The following is a 19,897-nucleotide window of genomic DNA, read 5'->3' as shown; positions in this document are numbered from 1 at the left end:
TCAATGTGAGGCAAAACTCATACGTATTGCCCGCTCTTTCGTGTTGCCCGCAAAGACGCCTTTAATCGCGCTCAGTCGAGCGCTGGCGAACACGGACGGTGGGCTGTCGTGACGCCAAAGGCGCCGATGCGGGGCCGAACTCCTCTGGAAACCGGTCTACAGATGCTCCTGAGGCATTACTTCTACCGGCAGCGCGCTCCCCGAAACCGGCGTGCCGGCCTGCATGTCGGCGTGATTTCCGGATGAGATTTTCCGGCGCCGTATGCGCCCCGCCGTGTGCACCCGGTACGGGCTGCGATGTCCCGGGCATTTCGTTGTCATTCTCCAGTGGGCACGTATTGTAACTGAATCACAATCCGGGACGACAAGCGGGGGAAATCCCTGCTGCCACTGTCGATATCGTGAAAATATAACGCGCTAATGACCAAAAAGCGATGGTCGTGCACGGTTTTACGCAACAGGGTTTTCACGCGCCTTTCACATATACCGCATTTTGAGCGGCCCGATGGGACTGGCGTGACCAGATTCAGCCAGTTTCGGGCCGCTTTTTTCTTTGGCGCGGCGTTGCAGCCTCAGTCTCAGGCCAGACAGGCGTCGAGGCCGTCGGTAATCAGGTCTCGCGGCAATTCAATGCCGATGAAAACCATCTTGCTGTTTTTCTTTTCGATCGGTTGCCATTTCGACGCCAGATCGCTGCCCATCATCTGGTGCACGCCCTGGAACACAACCTTGCGATCGACACCCTTCATGTACAGCACGCCCTTGTAGCGCAGCAGGCGTTCGCCGTAAATCTGCAAGATTCCGCCGAGGAAGTCTTCCAGCCGGTTCGGATCGAACGGGCGCTCGCTGCGGTAGACGAACGATTTGATCTTGTCGTCGTGGTGCGCGTGGTGGTGCCTGGCGTGGCCGTGATCGTGATCTTCGTGGTCGCACTGGCCGTGATCGTGGTCGCAATCCGCATGATCATGGTCATGGTCGTGATGCGCATGGTCGTGCTCATCTTCGGCGAGGAAATCCGGATCGATTTCGAGCTTCGCGTTCAGGTTGAAACCGCGCAGATCGAAAATTTCCTTGATGTCGGCTGCGCCGAAATTGACGACCCTGATCGCCGCTTTCGGATTCATGTGCAGCAGACGATGGCGCAGATCGCCAATCGCCTCTTCGTCGACCAGATCCGCCTTCGTGATGAACAGACGATCCGCAAAACCCACCTGACGCTGCACGACTTCATGCTCGTCGAGCTGGAGATCGGCGTGCTTCGCGTCGACGAGCGTGATGATCGCGTCGAGCAGGAATTCGTCGGCAATCTGGTTATCCATGAAGAACGTTTGCGCCACCGGGCCCGGATTGGCAAGGCCCGTGGTTTCGATCACGACGCGGTCGAAATCCAGTTCGCCGGCCTGCTTTTTCGCGGCCAGATCGCCGAGCACACGCGCGAGGTCGCCGCGGATCGTGCAGCAGATGCAGCCATTGCTCATCTGGATGATCTGTTCGTTGGCGTCCTGCACGAGGATTTCGTTGTCGATGTTTTCTTCGCCGAACTCGTTCTCGATCACGGCGATCTTCATGCCGTGCTTTTCGTTCAGGATGCGCTTGAGCAGCGTGGTTTTGCCGCTGCCGAGAAAGCCGGTGAGGATGGTAACGGGGATCATGTTGTCTGCCTGTTAAATGCGTGAATCAGGTGCGGGGCCGCGCGCGGGCGGCCACTCGATCGGTCAGTAATTGAAACATATCTGTCAAGGCGCCGCTGGCGGCAGCCTTAAAACCGGGTTTTCGCCGAACGTTCGCCGGGCGGGAAATATCCCGAAACTATGGGCGATCAGGCAATTTGCAACAATAGGCCTTTCAGATATTCGCCTTCCGGGAACGCAGTCAGCAGGGGGTGATCGACGCCCGCGCCGAGGCGCTTCAGGATGCGCGCGTCGACCCGCGCGTCCGACGCCGCGCTGGAGACGATCTTCTGGAACAGCTCGGCGTCGATCGCGCCCGAACACGAATACGTGAACAGGAGGCCGCCCGGACGCAGCAGCTTCAGGCCGGTCAGATTGATGTCCTTGTACGCACGGGCCGCGCGGTCCACATGTTCGCGCGACGGTGCGAATTTCGGCGGATCGAGCACGATCAGGTCGAAACGTTCCCCTTCGTCGTAGAGGCGGCGCAACGTCTTGAACGCGTCGGCGTCGAGCCAGACGGCGCGCGCCGCATCGAAACCGTTGGCCTCGACGTTTTGCTGCGCAAGCGCGAGCGCCTCGCCGGACGAATCGATCGACACCACCCGTTTCGCGCCGCCCTTGAGCGCCGCCAGCGAAAAGCCGCCGGTGTAGCAGAAGCAGTTCAGCACGTCGCGGTCCTGCGCAAACTGCTGCACGAGCGCGCGATTGTCGCGCTGGTCGACGTAGAAGCCCGTCTTGTGGCCGTTGCGCACGTCGACGTGATACCGCACGCCGTTTTCGGCTGAGATCAGCGTGGCCGGCGGCGCGTCGCCGGCGAGCACGCCGGTCGTCTGCTCGAGGCCTTCCTTCTCGCGGATCGACACGTCGGAGCGCTCGTAGACGTTCGGGCAGCCCGTCGCGCCCGTCAGCGCTGCGACGATCGCTTCTTTCCACGCCTCGACGCCCGCGGCCATGAACTGGCAGACGATCTGGCCGCGCTTCGTGTTGTCGTCGGCGATGTAGTAGTCGACGATCAGGCCGGGCAGGCCGTCCGCTTCGCCGAAAATCAGCCGCACGGCGCCGGTGTTCTGCACCATCTTCTGACGATGCGCGAGCGCGCGCTGCACGCGGCGCTTGAAGAATGCGTGATCGATGGGTTCGGCCTCGTCGAAGCTCCACACGCGCGCGCGGATCTGCGAGTGCGCGCTGTACGCCGCGCGCGCGAGAAACCGCCCGTCGTGCGCGCGGACGATCACGGTCGCGCCCGAAGCAGGCTCACCGTCAACGCGATCGATCGCGTTCGCGTAGACCCACGGATGGCGGCGCAGCAGCGACTTCTCTTTAGACGATTTCAGCGTAACGGTAATCATGGTTTGACTTTGCGAAGGGATGCCATGTGCGGACAATTGCGCGCGCATCGGGCTGCCCGGGGCGGCGCAGGAAGATGTGTGGCGCGGCCTGCGCGCCGCAGTGCAGGCGCCGGAGAGAGAGGGTCCTAGTCGCGCTTTTTCGCGCGCGGATGCGCCTGATCGTAGACCCGCGCCAGATGCTGGAAATCGAGCGCCGTGTACACCTGGGTCGCGGTGATGCTCGCGTGACCCAGCAGTTCCTGCACGGCACGCAGGTCGCCGCTCGATTGCAGCACGTGCGTGGCGAACGAGTGACGCAACACGTGCGGATGCACATTCGCCGGAATGCCAGCCAGCATCGCGGCGCGCTTCACGCGGTCGCGCACGACGTTCGGCGACATCCGGTTGCCACGCGCGGAGAGAAACAGCGGATGCGGATCGTGCTTGACGAACTCGCCGCGCACCGCGATCCAGGCGCGCAGTGCGTCTAGCGCCTTCGCGCCGACCGGCACGACGCGACGCCGGTTACCCTTGCCGAGCACCTCGACTTCGGTCGCGTCGAGTTTGAACCAGCCTGCCGATCGATAGCCGTTGACGTCGGCGAACGCGACGTCCAGCCCGACCAGTTCCGACAGCCGCAACCCCGACGAGTAGAACAGTTCCAGCATCGCGTGATCGCGCAGGCCTTCGGCGGTGCCGGCGGTGGGCGCTTCCATCAGCGTGTGGGCGTCGTCGACGGAAAGCGCCTTTGGCAGCGTTTTCGCCTGCTTCGGCGCACGCACGGTCGCGACCGGATTCACCGGCAGATCGATGCGCCCGGCGAGCCAGCGATAAAACGCCCGCCACGACGAAAGCCGATGCCCGATCGATCGCGCCGACAACCCGCCTGCGTGCGCCCTTGCGACTGCGCCGCGGATATCGGTTGCGGTGAGCTGTTCGAACGGACGGCCGTTCGCGAGCTTCTTCAGTTCGTCGAGTTCGTGCGTGTAGCCGCGCAGCGTGTGCGCCGACAGCCGTCGCTCATGCTCGAGGCTTGAGAGATACGCGGCGACGGGATCGGCGAGGTTCACGTGGCTGGCTGGCTGGTGTTAGCGCGGCAGCAGACGGCTCAGCGCCGCACTGGCGAGCGCGCCGATCTGCGTGAGGAAGTCGGTGGCCATGCCGTCGTGAAAGCGTCGCGCGTCCGGTGAGCCCATCACGAGCAGACCGAATGCGCTGGCGTCCACGGCCGCTTCCGGGTCGCGCAGCGCGAGCAGCGCGATCGAGCCGGTGGTTGCGGCGGCGGGTTCTTCACCTGATACGCCCTCATCCGGCACTGCCGCGACCGCAGGTGCGAGCCACTGCGCCGCCTCGAAACCCGTATTTGCGCCGCAATACGGCGTGGCGAGACTGTTGGCGAAAATGCGCACTTCCTCGCCGACATGCCGCGCGAATTCCGCGTGCGCGTACGGCTCGGCGACATCCCACACGCGCAGTGCCGCCTGCGGTACGTCGAAAATGTCGCGCAGGCCGTTCGAGATCGTGCGCGGCAGCGCGTGCGGATCGCGTTCGGACATCACGCGCGTTGTCCAGCGGCTGAATTTCGCGGCGATGCTGTCGTTTTCGTGACCATAACGCAGCAGTTCAGCGAGACGCCGTTCGAGGTGTTTATTCTTGTCGCGCAGCATTTCCATCTGCCGTTCCTGCAGCGACACAGCCGCTTTCCCGTGCGGATTCGCCAGGCGGATGGTCGCGAGCATTTCCGCGTGTTCGGCGAAAAAATCAGGGTTGGCAAGCAGGTATTCGGCGACTTCGCGATCGTTCATGGTTTCGGCTTAAGAGATGCGCGGGGCGTGGTGTTGTTGATTATGGATTCTGTTTGCAGCTAGTCGGCCAGTTCGATCTCGCCTTCGAACACGGTCGTGGCCGGTCCGGCCATCAGGAGCGGCGCGCGCTCATCCCGGGCGCCGTTCCATGTGATGGTCAGCACGCCGCCATGCGTGTGCACCGTGACGGGCGAATCGAGCAGCCCACGACGAATGCCAGCCGCAACGGCCGCGCACGCGCCCGTGCCGCACGCGAGCGTTTCGCCCGCGCCGCGCTCGTAGACGCGCAGTTTGATCTCGTTGCGCGCGACGATCTGCATGAAGCCGGCGTTCACCTTCTGCGGAAAACGTGGATGTTTTTCGATCACCGGACCATCGACGCCGACGGCAAAGGCTTCGACGTCATCGACGATCTGCACCGCGTGCGGGTTGCCCATCGACACCACCGAAATCTCACGCGTCGTGCCGTTCACGTCGAGCGGCCAGAGCGTGTCGTTGCCTTCGCGACGGCCTTCGAGGCCAGTGGCATCGAATGGCACGCGCGACGGCTCGAACACCGGGCTGCCCATATCGGCGGATACCTCGCCGTTGTCCTGCATCGTCAACGTGGCGAGGCCGTTCTGCACCTCTACGCGCACCGTGCGCTTTTCCGTGAGGTGCGCGTCGCGCACGAATTTCACGAAGCAGCGCGCGCCATTGCCGCAATGCTCGACTTCGCCGCCATCGCAATTGAAGATCCGATAACGGAAATCGACGCCTTCCACCGTGGGCCGTTCAACGAGCAGCAGTTGATCCGCGCCGATGCCGAAATGACGGTCGGCGAGCGCGCGCACCTGCGCCTCTGTCAGCGTGACAGGTTGCGTGTAGCCGTCGAGCACGACGAAGTCATTGCCCGCGCCGTGCATTTTGGTGAATTTGAGTTTCATCCCACTATTGTAAGGGACGCGCGTGCGCGCGCGTCGATGGCAATTGCTGCGTTAGCCATCCGGCCAGGTGCGCGACACGTCATGCCGCTGGCAGGATTCAATAAACGCCCGGCTCACCAGGCGGACGCGTCTTGAAGCGCTTGTGCAACCAGTAATACTGTTCGGGCATCTTCGGAATCAGCTCTTCGAGGAAGGCGTTCATGCGGCGCGCGTCGAGATCGTCGTCGCCGGTGGGGTAGTTTTCCCACGGCTTGAATACCTTCAGACGATATCCCTTGTAGTTCGGCAGCACCTCGCCGATGAACGGCAGCACCTGCGCGTGGCCGACCTTGGCCAGCCGGCCGACCGCGGTGAGCGTACACGCCGGCACGCCAAAGAAGGGCACGAACGTCGAATTGCGCATGCCATAGTCCATGTCGGCGCCGAGCATCACCGGTTTGAGGTCGCGCAGCCAGCGCAGCACGATGCGCGCGCTGTCCGCGCGGCTCGCCAGTTCGGCGCCGAAACGGCCTCGCGCCGCTTTCGCGACGGCTTCGAGTTCCGGATTCGACATCGGCTGATAGAGCGAACCGCAGGTCCTTTGCAGCGCGTAGTTGATGAAAATCGAGCCGGCCTCGATGCCGACGAAGTGAAAGCCCAGAAGCAGCGTCGGCGGCATGTCGGGGTCGGTGAGGTCAACCTCGCTGTCGACCTGCACCAGTTTCTCGAGCTTCTTCGCCGAGGCGAACCACTGAACGCTGCGTTCGAGATAGCTGCGGATTGCGTGGCGGAAGTGCTTCTGTGCGACATCTTCACGACGCGCCTCGCTCCATTCGGGGAAGCACAGCTTGAGGTTGGTGTGGACGATACGCTTGCGCCGGCTCGGGATCTGGTAAAGCAGCCAGCCGAGGCCGTCTCCAAGACGTGCGATGAACCCGTACGGCAGCAGCGCGAATAATTTCAGCAGGCCGATGGCGAGCTTTGTGCCATAGCGACTCAGCATGCGGCTTCCCCGTGTGGGGCGTAGCACGGAAGGGCCTTCAGGAAATCAGTAAAAAGGACGTAATACATCACGCGAGGGTACTCTGTGACATTTGAAAGAAGTCGCTATAATAAGGGCTTCGCCGAGTTAATAGACAACTTGCGGGGCGAAGCTGGCGGGCGCCAACTCAATGTTTGAGCGCCTGACGGTCTGTAAATCCGCTAAAGCGTCGCCGCTTCAGGCTCCCGGAGCTGGCTACGTGAAACTCAAACCGTAACCACATAACAGGAGTCTGCAACGTGGCAAACGATTACTTTTTTACCTCCGAATCGGTTTCCGAAGGCCATCCGGACAAGGTCGCCGACCAGATCTCGGACGCGATTCTCGACGCCATCCTGAAGCAGGACAAATACTCGCGTGTTGCAGCGGAAACGCTGTGCAACACCGGTCTCGTCGTGCTGGCTGGCGAAATCACCACGACGGCCAACGTCGACTACATCCAGGTCGCGCGCGAAACGATCAAGCGCATCGGCTACGACAACACGGATTACGGCATCGACTACCGCGGCTGCGCGGTGCTCGTCGCGTATGACAAGCAGTCGCCGGACATCGCGCAGGGCGTGGACCGCGCGCACGACAACAACCTCGATCAGGGCGCCGGTGACCAGGGCCTGATGTTCGGTTACGCATGCGACGAAACGCCGGAACTGATGCCGCTGCCGATCCACCTGTCGCACCGCCTCGTCGAGCGCCAGGCCAATCTGCGCCGCGACGGCCGTCTGCCGTGGCTGCGTCCGGACGCAAAGTCGCAGGTCACCGTGCGTTACGTCGACGGCAAGCCGCATTCGATCGATACGGTCGTCCTGTCCACGCAGCACGCGCCGGACATCGAACTCGCGACGCTGCGCGAAGCCGTGATCGAAGAAGTCATCAAGCCGACGCTGCCGGCTGAACTGATCAAGGGCGACATCAAGTTCCTCGTGAACCCGACCGGCCGGTTCGTGATCGGCGGCCCGCAAGGCGACTGCGGTCTGACGGGTCGCAAGATCATCGTCGATACGTACGGCGGCGCAGCACCGCACGGCGGCGGCGCGTTTTCGGGCAAGGATCCGTCTAAAGTCGACCGTTCGGCAGCTTATGCCGGCCGTTACGTCGCGAAGAACATCGTTGCTGCCGGCCTCGCGTCGCGCTGCCTGATCCAGGTGTCGTACGCAATCGGCGTTGCGAAGCCCACTTCGGTGATGGTCAACACATTCGGCACGGGCCGCGTGTCGGACGCAATGATCACGCGTCTGGTTCAGGAACACTTCGATCTGCGTCCGAAAGGCATCGTCCAGATGCTTGACCTGCTGCGTCCGATCTACGAAAAGACCGCTGCTTACGGCCACTTCGGCCGCGAAGAGCCGGAGTTCTCGTGGGAATCCACCGACAAGGCGCTCGCGCTCGCGGAAGCGGCCGGCACCGAACCGGTTGCCGCGCTGGCCTGATTCCGGTCGCGCACGAAGTTCGCGCTTCATGCAAAAAACCCCGCCGGCTAGCGCCGTGCGGGGTTTTTTTATTGTGCGTCGCGAATGCGCGGCGGCGGCCTGTGGTTAGAGACGCCGGGCGACGCAAAGGGCACGAAAAGCGAGGCCGACGCTTTACGGCGCGTGGCCGTCTGGCGTGCCCTCGTGTGGTTCACGCCTCACACGGCCTGATTCACCGCGTCGCAAACGCAAACCAGCCCGTGCTCGTGACCGACACGCGACGCGGACGACGGCTCGTGCTTCGAACCACAGCCGCCGGGCGCGCATTCAGCGTGCGCAGCGTCGTCGGCTTGCGCAGCAGCGTACGCAGCGAGAAACGATGCGAGCCACTACTCACGCGCAGTGCGGCGAAGAAAGAATGAAACCACATACGGATGCCGTCGACGGGCTTCGCTTCACGCCATTGTTCGGCGAGCGCGCGGGTGCGCGCGGAATGATGGCGCAGCGCTCGCATGACATGACGGCGCGCGGGACGCGCCGCTTTCAACGCGGCGCGGGTAAGACCGGTGCTCAATAAAGTGTGCATGGTTTCAGCGAGATGAATGGAGCATCGAACAGGCGGTGGCAGGCGCGCTAAGAGCAGCACCAAATATGCCAGCAGGGTCGATGGAGAAACCGGAAAGCGCGCGGATCGATGCGACAGCAGCCATCGCAGGCCGCGCGCGCACCGCGGAGGCGGGGTTGGCGATCAACATGCGTGCAGGCTACACGCGATTCATGACGCCAGGAAGTCGGGTTTTTACCCTTGATTACCCCTGGAAAAAGGGTCGTTTCAAACGCCAGATATGAGCCGCGATCGCGCGCTGGCGGTCGATTTTCGTGCAGACGCTGCCCCGATGGCGTGCGATGCACCGCGTCACTGCATCGTCTGCAAGGGGGAGCGCGTGGTGAGCCGCCCAGGCGGATCGGGTACGTTTTACAATCCGGTATTAGCCAGCCGACCCGGAATGTCTCCATGTCAGTTCAGTCGCATCAGTCGCATCAGTTGCCTCATTCGAAAAAGGAGCAGGTCCAGGAGTTGCGCGACCGCGGCTTCGTCGTCGTGCCCGGACTGCTCACCCCAGAGCGCTGCGGGCAGATGAAGCAGGTTGCAGAGCGGCAGTTGCAGGAGGCTACCTCGCCGCTGGAGTTCGAGGCCGATCTGCGCTATCCGGGCGCCCCCGAGTCGAAACACGCGCCGGGCGGCCACACCGTGCGGCGTCTGCTCGATGCGTACCAGCGCGATCCGCTCTTTCGCGAATGGGCGACCGCGCCCGAGATCCGGGGCTGGATGGAGCTGTATTTCGGCGAGGAGCCGCACCTGTCGCGCGCGCATCACAACTGCATGATGACGAAGCACCCGGCGTACGGCAGCCTGACGGGCTGGCATCGCGATTCGCGGTACTGGTCGTTCGAGCGGGACGATCTGGTGTCGGTGTGGGCCGCGCTCGGACCGGAGACGGTGGATAACGGCGCGCTGTGGTTCGTACCGCTGTCGCATACTGTGCCGTTCACGTCAGACCGTTTCGATCAGGCGAAATTTTTCCGCTCCGATCTGCCCGAGAATCAGGCGCTGATCCAGACGGCCATTTCACCGGAATTGCAGACCGGCGACGTTGTGTTCTTCCACTGCAACACGCTGCATTCAGCGGGCAAGAACATCAGCGACGACGTGAAGTTTTCACTCGTATTCACGTACCACGGCGCGAGCAATGTGCCTTTGCCGGGATCGCGGTCGGCGTCGATGCCGGAAGTCGCGTTCTGAGCACAATGACGATGAGCGGCGGTTTGCGAGCCGCCCATCGTTTGCACGCCTAGCGTTTGCCCGACACGATGAGACCGGTGAGCCCGGCGAGTGTCGCGGCCACGCCGCCGGCGATCAGGAAGATAGTCTTGTTGGTCGGTGCGCCGGTGAAGACGCGTGAGACGTCGTTGCTGAACGAGTTGAACGACTGGCCGCCGAAATACAGCAGCACCACGCCGCCGACGATCAACGCGAACGAGATCGCTCTGGTCATGAAAATCCCTCATCGTTAAACATGGTCGCCGCAGTGTAGGGGAGCGGCGCGGCGGCGTCCATCCTTCGTCCCGCAGTCTGGGGCGATGCAAGCGACGCACCGATTGGCTACCATACATAGTTCCGCGCCTCGCGTGTCAAAGCGCGCGCCTTTTCAGTCTCTATCAGGGAATTCAAGCAATGGCCTATGAAGCAGCATCAGAGCGCTATTCGGACATGCAATACCGCGTTTGCGGCAAGTCGGGGCTCAAGCTGCCGGCGTTGTCGCTCGGCCTGTGGCACAACTTCGGCGATACCACGCCGTTCTCGACGCAGCGCGATATCCTGCGCACGGCGTTCGATCTGGGCATTACCCACTTCGATCTGGCGAATAACTACGGGCCGCCGTACGGCAGCGCGGAAACGAATTTCGGCCGCCATTTCAAGGACGACTTCAAGCCGTATCGCGATGAACTGCTGATCTCGTCGAAGGCGGGCTGGGACATGTGGCCGGGTCCGTATGGTCAGGGCGGCGGCTCGCGCAAGTATGTGCTCGCGAGTCTCGATCAGAGCCTGCAGCGCATGGGCCTCGATTACGTCGATATTTTCTATTCGCATCGTTTCGACGCCGACACGCCGCTCGAAGAAACCGCCAGCGCGCTCGCGACGGCAGTGCAGCAGGGCAAGGCGCTATACATTGGCATTTCGTCGTATTCACCGGCGAAGACACGTGAAATGGCGAAGCTGCTGAGCGAATACAAGGTGCCGCTGCTGATTCACCAGCCGGCGTATAACATGCTGAACCGCTGGGTCGAGCATGAACTGCTCGATACGCTCGACGGCATCGGCGCAGGCAGCATCGCGTTTACGCCGCTCGCCCAGGGCCTCTTGACCAGCAAGTATCTGAACGGCGTGCCGCAGGACGCGCGCGTCAACAAGGCGGGTGGCGATTCGCTGAAGCAGGAGCATCTGAGCGCGCAGAACATCGATCACGTGCGCAAGCTGAACGACATCGCGCAACGTCGCGGACAGAGCCTCGCGCAAATGGCGCTTGCGTGGACGCTGCGCGGTGGTCGCGTGACGTCGGCGCTGATCGGCGCGAGCAAGCCGGAGCAGGTGCGCGAGAATGCCGGCGCACTGAAAAACCTCGAGTTTTCGAACGAAGAACTGGCCGAGATCGATCGCTTTGCGACCGAAGGCGGCGTCAACCTGTGGGAAAAGCCGTCGACCGATCAGCACATCTGATCGACGTCACGATCGGGCAGGCAAGCTGGTACGAAAAGCCGCCGTGAGGCGGCTTTTTCACAAGCGTTGCAAGCGTTCCTGCCTCGATCGATCCGGCTATCCCGCGCGATTCAGGCGCTATCCGGGCGTCCCGATCGCTACACCAGCGCAGGCAGACCTTCGACCAGCAGAACGGCGACGACCACCCCGAGTAGCGCGCCCAGCACGCGCAGGACGTTATGCCTGAACTCGGTTGCACACGGGCACGCGCCAAGGAAGAGCGCGCCGGCTAGCGCCATCGGAATAACCAGAATGAAATCACCGATCGTGAAGTAGGTCGTCATGCTTGTCTCCTTATATGCTGCTCGCACGAGAGGCCGTTGTAGTTGTGATGAAAGCGGCGCGGCCGCGTGATTTGAGTATAGGCGACGGTTTGACCGGCGTAGCGGCGGAATGCGGCGCTGCAGCGTTGCGTTGCGCATGGCCGGAGCCCCGACCGGCGGGCCCCGGCGTGATTAGCCAGTGTTTGAAAGCGGGGCCGGAAAGGCGTAGTGGCGACTTACAGGGATCTTTCGGAGCCCCAGCGCGGTTGTGGTTTACCAGAGGCCGTGACGCAGCATTCAGCCGCGTTGACCGCGCCTGAAAGTTTGCCGGTTTCCAGCGCGAACCCGGCTCACGCGAGGCTGCTCCGTTCACGCGTGCGAAGCCAGTAAGCCGCTGCGATGCCGCACAGCAACAGCAGCGCGACGAGTGTGACAACGCCGTTCCAGCCTTGCGTCGCCCAGACATGTCCGCCGTACGAACCGACGACGCTCGACCCCAGGTAATACGCGAGCAGATACAGCGCGGCGGCCTGGCCTTTGGCCGCTTTCGCGAGCCGGCCGACCCAGCCGCTCGCCACCGCGTGTCCCGCGAAAAACCCGAAGGTCAGACACGCGATGCCGCCGGCGATCGCTGCAACCGGATGCAGCAATGTCAGCCCGACACCGACCAGCATGAGCACGAGGCTCGCGATCAGCACTCGCCCGCGACCAAACGTGTCGGCCATGCGTCCGGACCACGGCGATGCGACCACGCCCGTCAGATACACGACGAAGATCGCACCGATCTCCGCCTGGCTCAGTTGATAAGGCGGCGCGAGCAGCCGGTAGCCGATGTAGTTGTACAGCGTGACGAAGCAGCCCATCAGCACGAAAGCCATGAGGAACAGCACGGGCAGACCGGAGGTGGCGAAATGCCTCGCCAGCGCCGCGCGATGATGCGAAAAGCCCAGCCCGCGACGCGGCACGAAATGGCGCGACGGCGGCAACAGCGTTCGAAACGCGAGCATCGACAGAAGGCCGAGCACGCCGATCGTCGCGATCGACACGCGCCAGCCGAACAGATTCGCGACGATGCCGGTAATCACGCGCCCGGCCATGCCGCCAATCGCCGTGCCGCCGACATACAAACCCTTCGCGAGACCGAGCCCGTCCGGGTGCACTTCTTCAGCGAGGTAAGCCATCGCGACGGCGGGCACGCCGCCGAGCGCGAGCCCCTCGAGGGCGCGCAACACCAGCAGCTGATGCCACTGCGGCGCGAACGCAACCGCCAGCGTGAGCACGGACGATGCAGTGAGCGAAGCGGTCATCAACCGATGCCGGCTCCAGCCTTCCGACACGAATCCCGCGACGAAGATCGCGAACGCGAGCGCGATCGTCGTCAGCGAGAGCGAAAAGCTGCTTTGCGCGGGGCTGACGCCGAAGGTCGTCGAGAACGCCGGGAGCAACGGCTGCACGCAGTAGAGCAACGAAAACGTGGCGTAGCCGGCAAACAGCAGCGCGAGACTCGCGCGCCAGTAGGTGCGCGTGCCGCGCTCCAGATAAGGGATGCCGGAAGCGTTTTCGGGCGAACTGTCCGGCGAAGGCGATGAAGACGGAGACAGGGCCGGTGAAGGAACAGCCGGATCAGGCATCCGGTCGGATTCCGGTGAGGCGGTCACGAAGCGGTCTCCCGAAAAGCAAAGGCCTCAACGATACCCCGATCGCGCTGGGGGCGTGGTCGAGCCGGGCAATGTCTGACGCGTGTCGTGGCGGCGCTAACCGCGCGTAGCAGCCTGGCCGGAAGTCGCGCCCGAAGGTGCACCGGACGGCGCGTCGGGATGCACGATCTGCTCGTCGGTGGGCAACCGCGATGCGTCCCAGCCGCCGCCGAGTGCCTTGATCAGCGCGACGCTCGCGGCCATCCGGCGACGCGCGATCGCGACCGCCTGACGTTCGTTCGAGAGCGCCGTCGTCTGTGCGACGACGACGTCGAGATAGGTGATCGCGCCGTTCTTGTAGCGGTTCGAGATCACGGCAAGCGCGCGTTCCGCGGCCGTCACCGCATCGTCCTGCGCGTGCGCTTCCTGTTCGAGCACACGCAGAGCGGCGAGATTGTCTTCGACGTCGCCGAATGCGCCCAGCACCGTCTGACGGTAGTGCGCGACGCTTTCGTCGTAGTGCGCCTGTGCCTGTTCCTTCACCGCAGCGCGCCCGCCGAAATCGAGCAGCGTGCCCGCGATCGTCGGCCCAAGCGACCAGAAGCGCGCCGGTGCCATCAGCCATGAACTGTAGTTTGTCGCTTCAAGACCGCCCGTCACCGACAAAACCAGATTCGGGAAGAACGCCGCAGTCGCGACGCCGATCTGCGCGTTCGTCTGCGCCATCTGGCGTTCCGCCGATGCGATATCGGGCCGACGTTCGAGCAGCGTCGAAGGCACGCCGGTCGGCGCCACGACCGGCACGGCGACAAGCGGCTCGACCGGCAGCGAGAACGTCGACGGACTCTGGCCCGCGAGAATCGCAATCGCGTGTTCAAGCTGCGCGCGTTGCACGTCGAGATCGATTGCCTGCGCTTCGGTCGTGCGCAACTGGGTTTGCGCCTGCGCGACATCGGCGTCGGTGGCAATACCGCCCGCCCGCCGATGCTGCGTCAGATCGAGCGCGTCGCGATACGCCTTGATCGTGTTGTCGAGCAGCTGATGTTCCTGATCGATGCCGCGCAGCTCGAAGTAATCGGTGGCGAGTTCCGCCTCTATCGACAGCAACGCAGACTGCGCGTCGGCGGCGCTTGCCTGCGCACCCGCTTTTGCGCCTTCGACGCTGCGCGAAATGCGACCCCACAGATCGGGTTCCCACGACGCGTCAGCCTGCACGACGTAGTCGTTGAGCGTGAGACCGGCGGTCGACTTGTGCAGCACATTCGCTGACGAACGCGCCCGCGAATAATCGCCCGAGGCGCTCACCGTCGGGAAGAAACTGGAGCGGAACTGCGCGACGGTCGCGCGGGCCGCGCGGAAGCGCGCCTGCGCGGCCTGCACGTCCTGGTTTTCGGTCGCGACGCGCGCTTCGAGCGCGTTCAGTTCGCTGTCGCCATAGACTTCCCACCACGCGCCGCGCGGGCCGAGATCGGCCGGTTGCGCGGGTTTCCAGCCGGTGCCTTCGAGTTCCTTATACGCGGCGGCGGTCGTCGCGGTGGGTTTGACATAGTCCGGACCCACCGCGCAGCCCGCGAGCATGCACGCGGCGGCGATCGCTGAAAGCGAAAGACGCAGCCCGCGCCGACGATGTGAACGGTGAAGTCGCATGCTCACTGTCCAGCCTTCCCTGACGACGCGCCGTCGGCGTTCGCATTCGCCGTTGCAGCCGTGCCGCTCGCAGCGCCACCGCCTGCGTTGTCCTTCTTCGGTGGAACGACGCGAACGGGTGCGCCGTTGACGATCGAATCCTGCGGATTGAGGATCACCCTCTCGTCGCCCTGCAAACCGGACGCGACCGCGACGCGCGTGCCGAAGTCCGTCCCCAGCGAAACGGCCACGAGCTTCACGTGATTGTCGGGCGTGACGGTGGCGACCTTCACGCCGTCCGGCCGGAACAGGAACGCGTTGCCGGGCAAAGTGAACGGCGCCGAGCCCGCGCCGAGCGCGAAGTGCACCTGTGCGTAAGCACCCGGCAGCAGATCGCCGTTGCGGTTATCGACGTCCACTTCGACGAGCATCGTGCGTTGCGTCGGATCGACGGAAGCGGCCGTGCGCGCCACCTTGCCCGGATAGTGTTTCGCCGGCGCTTCAGTCAGCGTGAGATACGCGGTCTGCTGTGCCTGAACCTGCTGCGCATACGCCTGCGGCACGCTGACGTACACGCGCAACCGGTCGGCCTGAGCAACATGGAACAGCTCCTTCGCCGGGCCACCGGAACTGCCGGCATCGATCAACGCGCCGACATCGACGTTACGCGCGGTCACGATGCCGTCGAACGGCGCGAAGACCTTCTGGAACGACTGCGTCTTTTCAAGCCGCGCGACATTGAAACGCGACGAATCGAGCGTCGCTTTCTTCGCGAGCATGTCGCCGACCTTCTCATCGGTTTCCTGCTTCGAGACCGAGTTGCTTTTCAGCATGTCGGTCCAGCGGTCGGCTGTGGTTCTGGAGAGCGCGTAATTGGCCTGCGCGTTCGCAAGGTCGGCACGCGCGGCGCGCAACTGATCGTCGACTTCCGGCGTATCGATTTCGGCGAGCAGCTGGCCGGCCTTCACGTGCGCGCCGATATCGGCGTACCACTTGCGCAGATAGCCGTTCGTGCGCGCGTAGATCGGCGTGTCGAGAAACGCCTGCACGTTGCCCGGCAGCACGAGATCGAGCGATGCATCCGACTTCTGCGGATGCACGACTTCGACGCTCGTCTGGCCCGCATGCGCGGCGTCGCGCTCGAGTGCGGCGTGCGCGCTGTGCCGCGACCAGATGCCTTGCGCCGCGAGCGCCAGCACGACGATGACCGCCACCACGACGCCCCAGCGCGCACGCTTCGGCATTGCCGTTGCGTGCGCGTTGTCGTCGTGACGCTCAAGACCTTTGCCTTCCATCAATGCCCCACATCAGGATGTTTTTGAACCACGCTTTCCGACGCGCGCAACCGCCGTGCCGCGAGCCGCTTATAGATCAGCGAGAAGACCACTGGCACGAAAATCAGCGTTGCGAGCGTGCCGATCGTCAGGCCGCCGATCACCGCACGACCGAGCGGCGCGTTCTGTTCGCCGCCTTCGCCAAGGCCGATTGCCATCGGCACCATGCCGATCACCATCGCGAGCGCGGTCATCAGCACCGGACGGAATCGCGTGAAGCCCGCATCGATGGCCGCACGTGTCGCGTCGCCGTGTTCGAGCAGCTGCTCGCGCGCGAAGCTGATCACGAGAATCGAGTTTGCCGTCGCGATGCCGATACACATGATCGCGCCGGTGAGCGCCGGAATCGACAAGGTGGTATGCGTCAGGAACAGCATCCAGACGATACCCGCGAGCGCGCCCGGCAGCGCGGTAATGATGATGAACGGATCGAGCCACGACTGGAAGTTCACGACGATCAGCAGATACACCAGCACGATCGCGAACACGAGACCGGCGAAGAGACCGGAGAACGAATCGTTCATGGTCTGCACCTGGCCGCGCAGTTCGATGGTCGAACCCCTCGGCAGTTCGGATTTCGCATCTGCGATGATCTTCGAAATGTCGTCGGAGATGGCGCCCAGGTCGCGGCCGTCGGGGGTACCGTAGATGTCGATCGTCGTTTGCGCGTTGTAGTGATTGATGACCGCGTTGCCCGCTTCGCGACGCATCGTCGCGAGCGAGCCGAGGATGTTGCTCTTGCCGTTCGCGTTCAGCGGAATATTCGCGAGCGCCTGCAGCGAATCGATCGTGTATTGCGGCGCTTCCGTGATCACGTTGTAGCTGACGCCGTTCTTCGGATTCAGCCAGAACGTCGGGGTCGTCTGCTGGCTACCCGATAGCGTGATCAGCAGATTGCTCGCCACGTCTTTCTGCGTGAAGCCGGCCTGCTGCGCGCGCGTGCGGTCGACATCGATGAAGATACGCGGCAGGTCGGACGGTTGCTGGATGCGTGCATCGGCGAGACCGGGCACGCTGCGCAAACGGTTGAGCAGACGCGCGGCGAACGCGCGATTGCCTTCCACATCGCGCCCGACGACCTGGATATCGATCGGCGACGGCATGCCGAAGTTGAGCGTCTGGCTGACGATGTCGGCGGGCAGGAATGCGAACTGCACGCCTGGGAATTCGTCGGCGAGCGTGCGGCGCAACGTGCGGACGTATTCAGCCGTCGGATGATGATCGGCGTTCAGCGTGATCAGTACATCCGCGTCTGACGTGCCGATCGTGCCCGTGTTGCTGTACGACAGGTTGATACCCGACACCGGCAGGCCGATGTTGTCGATCAGGGAATGCAGTTCCGCCGGCGGAATCAGCTGACGAATCCGCGTATCGACGCGGTCCGTCACCACCGCGGTTTCCTCGACGCGCATGCCGGTTTTCGCGCGCAGATGCAGCGCGATCGTGCCGGCATCGACCTGCGGAAAGAAGTCGCGGCCAAGAAATGGCATCAGCAGCATCGAGGCGCCGCAGCACGCCAGAAACACCATCACGAACACGCCGGGCTTCTCGACGCGCGCCACCAGAAACGCGCGATAGCGGTCGCGCACGCGCGCGAACCCGCGTTCGAATGCCAGATGCACGCGCATGAACGGATTGCGGGTCGTCTCGCTCGCGTGCAGGTCTTCCTTGCGATGGTGATAGCGCAGCAGGTATTTCGCGAGCGTCGGCACGAGCGTCCGCGAAAAGAAGTACGACGCGAGCATTGCAAACACGACCGCTTCAGCGAGCGGAATGAACAGATAGTGCGCGACGCCCGTCAGCAGGAACATCGGCACGAACACGATACAGATCGATAGCGTCGACACCAGCGTCGGAATCGCGATCTGATGCGCGCCGTCGAGAATCGCCTGTTCGAGGTTTTTGCCCTGCTCCAGCTGATGGCTGATGTTTTCGATCGCGACCGTCGCGTCGTCCACCAGTATGCCTACTGCGAGCGCGAGCCCACCCAGCGTCATGATGTTGATCGTTTCGCCAAGCGCGGAAAGCGCGATGACCGATGTGATCATCGACAGCGGAATCGACACCGCGATGATCAGCGTCGCACGCCAGTTGCCGAGGAAGAGCAGGATCATCAGCCCGGTGAGGCCGGCGGCGATCAGCGCTTCACGCAGCACGCCCTGCACCGAAGCGCGCACGAACAGCGACTGGTCCGCGACCGGATCGATGTTCAGCGATTCGGGCACGAGATTGCGCAGCGTCGGCATCATGTTCTTGATGCGGTCGACGATTTCCAGGGTCGACGTGTTGCCGCTCTTGTTGATGGTCAGCAGCGACGCGCGCTGGCCGTTCACGCGCACGATGTTGGTCTGCGGCTGGTAACCGTCGCGTACATGCGCGACGTCGCGGATATAGGCGGTGCCGTTCGCGGTGGATTTGATCGGGATGTTGTTCAGGCCCGCGAGCGAATCGGGGCTCGCGTTCATCTGCACCGAATATTCAGTCGAACCGATTTTCGCGGTGCCCGACGGCAGGATCAGGTTCTGCGCGGTGACCGCATTCACCACATCCATCGGCGACAGATTGCGTTCCTGCAACCTGCGCGAATCGATGTCGATCATGATCTGGCGCTGCTTGCCGCCATACGGCAGCGGCGCCGACGCACCCGGCACGGTGGCGAGCTGCGTCTTCAGGAAGTTATTGCCGAAGTCGTACAGTTCCTGCTCGGTCAACGAAAGCGACGACAGCGACAGCCGCAGGATCGGCACTGTCGATGCGTTGTAGCGAAGGATAAACGGCGGCGTGATGCCCGGCGGCAGCGAACGCAGTTGAGACTGCGACAGTGCGGTGACTTCCGCGAGCGCCTCGTCGATATTCGCGTGTGGCTGGAAGAAGATCTTGACGACGGCGATGCCGTTGAGCGAGGTCGATTCGACGTGCTCGATATCGTTCACCGCCACCGAGAGCCCGCGCTCGTAGTTGAGCACGATGCGCTTTTCTATCTCGTCGGCGGGCAGGCCGTTGTACGACCAGATGACCGACAGCACGGGAATGTCGATGTTCGGAAAAATATCCGTCGGCGTGCGCATGATCGTCAACGGACCGACGATCAGCAGCAGCAGGGCAAGCACGATAAACGTGTACGGGCGCCGGAGCGCGAGTCGAACGATCCACATGGAACGGCGCGAGTCTGGGCTGGTCGGTTGAAAGCCGGGCTGGCTGCGCGGCGTGGACCGCCTGCGTTGCGCGAACGAAAGCTGCGCCCAGCCTGCGCGACCGGAATATAACGCGTATCGTAGTCCTCATGCGTGATTTTGGGATACGGGTGCCCCAAGGTTTATGATGGACCTGTTACGAGGCATTACACGTCGGCTTTTCGTAAGTGGAATTCGCCGAAACAAGGGGTGATAAGCCCTTATTTTTTGCTTTCCCAAGCCGTACAAAACGTGAACAATGGGTTTGAAGGCCTTCTCCGCGTTCCACGCGATGCAGGTTAGGTGCGCACGCAACGTTTCTGGCGACGCGGCGCTTTTATCGCCACACGACCGGCGCTTCATTCGAGCCGGCAAAGAGAACGGGG

17 protein-coding genes are annotated in these 19,897 nt (G+C 63.2%); 4 read left to right on the top strand and 13 right to left on the bottom strand.

All coding sequences use genetic code 11. The annotated features are described in order from the left end of the window. Positions 1–578 precede the first annotated feature (578 nt). The 6 genes from P3T21_RS06385 to P3T21_RS06360 form a co-directional block, all read right to left on the bottom strand. Entirely contained in the window at positions 579–1,652 is a 1,074-nt protein-coding gene (locus tag P3T21_RS06385; RefSeq protein ID WP_429255070.1) for a CobW family GTP-binding protein, read from the bottom strand. A gap of 167 nt (positions 1,653–1,819) precedes the next feature. Next, on the bottom strand, positions 1,820–3,022 hold the full coding sequence (locus P3T21_RS06380) for a class I SAM-dependent rRNA methyltransferase (RefSeq protein WP_429255069.1): 1,203 nt from the start codon (positions 3,020–3,022) through the stop codon (positions 1,820–1,822). Positions 3,023–3,147: 125 nt separating this feature from the next. Beyond that, positions 3,148–4,071, bottom strand: coding sequence for a tyrosine recombinase XerC (gene xerC, locus P3T21_RS06375; protein WP_429255068.1), 924 nt, complete (start codon positions 4,069–4,071; stop codon positions 3,148–3,150). An 18-nt stretch (positions 4,072–4,089) separates the two neighbouring features. Then, positions 4,090–4,806, bottom strand: coding sequence for a DUF484 family protein (locus P3T21_RS06370; protein WP_429255067.1), 717 nt, complete (start codon positions 4,804–4,806; stop codon positions 4,090–4,092). 59 nt (positions 4,807–4,865) lie between these two features. Next, a complete protein-coding gene (gene dapF / locus P3T21_RS06365) occupies positions 4,866–5,732 on the bottom strand; it encodes a diaminopimelate epimerase (RefSeq protein ID WP_429255066.1) in 867 nt (288 codons plus the stop codon). 97 nt (positions 5,733–5,829) lie between these two features. Beyond that, positions 5,830–6,714: a lipid A biosynthesis lauroyl acyltransferase gene (locus P3T21_RS06360; protein ID WP_429255065.1), complete on the bottom strand. Its 885-nt coding sequence runs from the start codon at positions 6,712–6,714 to the stop codon at positions 5,830–5,832. Positions 6,715–6,992: 278 nt separating this feature from the next. Here P3T21_RS06360 and metK point away from each other — a divergent pair, with 278 nt between their 5' ends. Continuing rightward, the gene (metK, locus tag P3T21_RS06355; RefSeq protein ID WP_429255064.1) at positions 6,993–8,180 is read left to right on the top strand and encodes a methionine adenosyltransferase; all 1,188 of its coding nucleotides are present in this window, start codon (positions 6,993–6,995) and stop codon (positions 8,178–8,180) included. A 211-nt stretch (positions 8,181–8,391) separates the two neighbouring features. Here the strand turns inward: metK and P3T21_RS06350 are convergent, their stop codons facing one another. Next, complete coding sequence (locus P3T21_RS06350; RefSeq protein WP_429255063.1) at positions 8,392–8,745, bottom strand: hypothetical protein; 354 nt, start codon at positions 8,743–8,745, stop codon at positions 8,392–8,394. 80 nt (positions 8,746–8,825) lie between these two features. On the opposite strand from P3T21_RS06350, the gene P3T21_RS06345 reads away from it, so the two are divergent. Together P3T21_RS06345 and P3T21_RS06340 are read left to right on the top strand one after the other, a co-directional pair. Then, positions 8,826–9,008: a hypothetical protein gene (locus P3T21_RS06345; RefSeq protein WP_429255062.1), complete on the top strand. Its 183-nt coding sequence runs from the start codon at positions 8,826–8,828 to the stop codon at positions 9,006–9,008. A 166-nt stretch (positions 9,009–9,174) separates the two neighbouring features. Further along, positions 9,175–9,963 (top strand): phytanoyl-CoA dioxygenase family protein, encoded by a 789-nt coding sequence (locus P3T21_RS06340; protein ID WP_429255061.1) that lies wholly within the window; start codon positions 9,175–9,177, stop codon positions 9,961–9,963. Positions 9,964–10,012: 49 nt separating this feature from the next. Here the strand turns inward: P3T21_RS06340 and P3T21_RS06335 are convergent, their stop codons facing one another. Next, complete coding sequence (locus tag P3T21_RS06335) at positions 10,013–10,216, bottom strand: DUF3185 family protein (protein WP_429255060.1); 204 nt, start codon at positions 10,214–10,216, stop codon at positions 10,013–10,015. Positions 10,217–10,395: 179 nt separating this feature from the next. Between P3T21_RS06335 and mgrA the strand changes: the two genes are divergently transcribed. Then, positions 10,396–11,439 (top strand): L-glyceraldehyde 3-phosphate reductase, encoded by a 1,044-nt coding sequence (gene mgrA / locus P3T21_RS06330; RefSeq protein WP_429255059.1) that lies wholly within the window; start codon positions 10,396–10,398, stop codon positions 11,437–11,439. A gap of 137 nt (positions 11,440–11,576) precedes the next feature. Here the strand turns inward: mgrA and P3T21_RS06325 are convergent, their stop codons facing one another. The 5 genes from P3T21_RS06325 to P3T21_RS06305 form a co-directional block, all read right to left on the bottom strand. Further along, the gene (locus P3T21_RS06325) at positions 11,577–11,762 is read right to left on the bottom strand and encodes a hypothetical protein (protein ID WP_090534779.1); all 186 of its coding nucleotides are present in this window, start codon (positions 11,760–11,762) and stop codon (positions 11,577–11,579) included. Between the two features lie 329 nt (positions 11,763–12,091). After that, a complete protein-coding gene (locus P3T21_RS06320) occupies positions 12,092–13,372 on the bottom strand; it encodes an MFS transporter (RefSeq protein ID WP_429255174.1) in 1,281 nt (426 codons plus the stop codon). Positions 13,373–13,495: 123 nt separating this feature from the next. Then, positions 13,496–15,025 carry an efflux transporter outer membrane subunit gene (locus P3T21_RS06315; protein WP_429255058.1) on the bottom strand — a complete coding sequence of 510 codons (1,530 nt, stop codon included), beginning with the start codon at positions 15,023–15,025 and terminating at the stop codon, positions 13,496–13,498. Positions 15,026–15,027: 2 nt separating this feature from the next. Beyond that, entirely contained in the window at positions 15,028–16,299 is a 1,272-nt protein-coding gene (locus P3T21_RS06310; protein WP_429255057.1) for an efflux RND transporter periplasmic adaptor subunit, read from the bottom strand. After that, on the bottom strand, positions 16,299–19,493 hold the full coding sequence (locus P3T21_RS06305; RefSeq protein ID WP_429255056.1) for an efflux RND transporter permease subunit: 3,195 nt from the start codon (positions 19,491–19,493) through the stop codon (positions 16,299–16,301). The genes P3T21_RS06310 and P3T21_RS06305 overlap by 1 nt, the downstream gene beginning before the upstream one ends. Positions 19,494–19,897: the final 404 nt, after the last annotated feature.

The organism is Paraburkholderia sp. GAS334 (assembly GCF_050436625.1).
In the GTDB taxonomy this organism is placed as follows: domain Bacteria; phylum Pseudomonadota; class Gammaproteobacteria; order Burkholderiales; family Burkholderiaceae; genus Paraburkholderia.
This window is presented reverse-complemented; position numbering and strand designations above follow the sequence as displayed.

Coding starts and splice junctions, on each gene's coding strand:
- P3T21_RS06385 (WP_429255070.1), bottom strand. CDS start 1,652: ATGATCCCCGTTACCATCCTCACCGGCTTTCTCGGCAGCGGCAAAACC.
- P3T21_RS06380 (WP_429255069.1), bottom strand. CDS start 3,022: ATGATTACCGTTACGCTGAAATCGTCTAAAGAGAAGTCGCTGCTGCGC.
- P3T21_RS06370 (WP_429255067.1), bottom strand. CDS start 4,806: ATGAACGATCGCGAAGTCGCCGAATACCTGCTTGCCAACCCTGATTTT.
- dapF (WP_429255066.1), bottom strand. CDS start 5,732: ATGAAACTCAAATTCACCAAAATGCACGGCGCGGGCAATGACTTCGTC.
- P3T21_RS06360 (WP_429255065.1), bottom strand. CDS start 6,714: ATGCTGAGTCGCTATGGCACAAAGCTCGCCATCGGCCTGCTGAAATTA.
- P3T21_RS06350 (WP_429255063.1), bottom strand. CDS start 8,745: ATGCACACTTTATTGAGCACCGGTCTTACCCGCGCCGCGTTGAAAGCG.
- P3T21_RS06345 (WP_429255062.1), top strand. CDS start 8,826: ATGGAGAAACCGGAAAGCGCGCGGATCGATGCGACAGCAGCCATCGCA.
- P3T21_RS06340 (WP_429255061.1), top strand. CDS start 9,175: ATGTCAGTTCAGTCGCATCAGTCGCATCAGTTGCCTCATTCGAAAAAG.
- P3T21_RS06335 (WP_429255060.1), bottom strand. CDS start 10,216: ATGACCAGAGCGATCTCGTTCGCGTTGATCGTCGGCGGCGTGGTGCTG.
- mgrA (WP_429255059.1), top strand. CDS start 10,396: ATGGCCTATGAAGCAGCATCAGAGCGCTATTCGGACATGCAATACCGC.
- P3T21_RS06325 (WP_090534779.1), bottom strand. CDS start 11,762: ATGACGACCTACTTCACGATCGGTGATTTCATTCTGGTTATTCCGATG.
- P3T21_RS06320 (WP_429255174.1), bottom strand. CDS start 13,372: ATGCCTGATCCGGCTGTTCCTTCACCGGCCCTGTCTCCGTCTTCATCG.
- P3T21_RS06315 (WP_429255058.1), bottom strand. CDS start 15,025: ATGCGACTTCACCGTTCACATCGTCGGCGCGGGCTGCGTCTTTCGCTT.
- P3T21_RS06310 (WP_429255057.1), bottom strand. CDS start 16,299: ATGGAAGGCAAAGGTCTTGAGCGTCACGACGACAACGCGCACGCAACG.
- P3T21_RS06305 (WP_429255056.1), bottom strand. CDS start 19,493: ATGTGGATCGTTCGACTCGCGCTCCGGCGCCCGTACACGTTTATCGTG.